The organism is Thalassospira sp. UBA1131, assembly GCF_002311515.1.
Lineage (GTDB): Bacteria > Pseudomonadota > Alphaproteobacteria > Rhodospirillales > Thalassospiraceae > Thalassospira.
The window spans coordinates 70,759-71,440 of the sequence record NZ_DCAO01000059.1 but is presented as its reverse complement, the minus strand read 5'-3'; the positions used below and the strand labels follow the sequence as shown (position 1 = coordinate 71,440).

2 protein-coding genes are annotated in these 682 nt (G+C 53.1%); both read left to right on the top strand.

Features of this window, described 5'->3' with window-relative positions:
• A partial coding sequence (locus B3Z49_RS09190; RefSeq protein WP_296990227.1) for a fumarate hydratase C-terminal domain-containing protein occupies positions 1–120 on the top strand: 120 nt, incomplete at its 5' end.
• A gap of 152 nt (positions 121–272) precedes the next feature.
• Positions 273–682, top strand: a 410-nt coding sequence (locus B3Z49_RS09185; RefSeq protein ID WP_296990221.1) for an EamA family transporter, incomplete at its 3' end; no start/stop codon positions are given.

Below are 682 nucleotides of genomic sequence, written 5' to 3'. Positions count from 1 at the left end.
GTTCACGAATATCCGGAACTTGGCATGGAAGCCGTCTGGAAGATCGAAGTCGAAGACTTCCCGGCCTTCATCGTCATCGATGACAAGGGCAACGATTTCTTCGCCGAATTCGGCATCTGATCAGAAATCAGTTCTCTGAATATGCAAACGGCGCGGGGGAAACCTTGCGCCGTTTTTTGTATGCATAGCTGACCCTAGGTCAAAGGGGTTGCTGCGGTGCGCAAGAAATGCTCTGATTTGGGCAAAATCAACCCCTTACTGGATAACCTGTTATGTCTGAAACTTCCGCGCTCTCTGCCACCGGTGCGACGGAAAGCCGACTGGTTGGTGTGACCGCCGCACTTGCGACGGTTTGCATCTGGGCCGGTTGGCTGATTGCCACCCGCTATGCCATGACGTCAAGCTTTACCGCTGTTGATATTGGCCTGATGCGTTTTGTTGTGCCTTTTGTCCTGCTTGCCCCGATCTGGATTAGAAAAGGCATCTGGCCCAAGGGCCTTTCAATGGCCAATGGTCTTTTGATGATCGTTGGTTCCGGTGCGTTTTACACCCTGATGGTTGCAAGCGCCCTTGAGTTCGTTCCGGCAAGTCATGTTGGTATTCTTTTGCCCGGTGTGATGGCGGTGTGGGCGGTTCTGATTGCCATGCTTCTGTTTGGTGAACGTCCGGGCAAGGTCCGCAT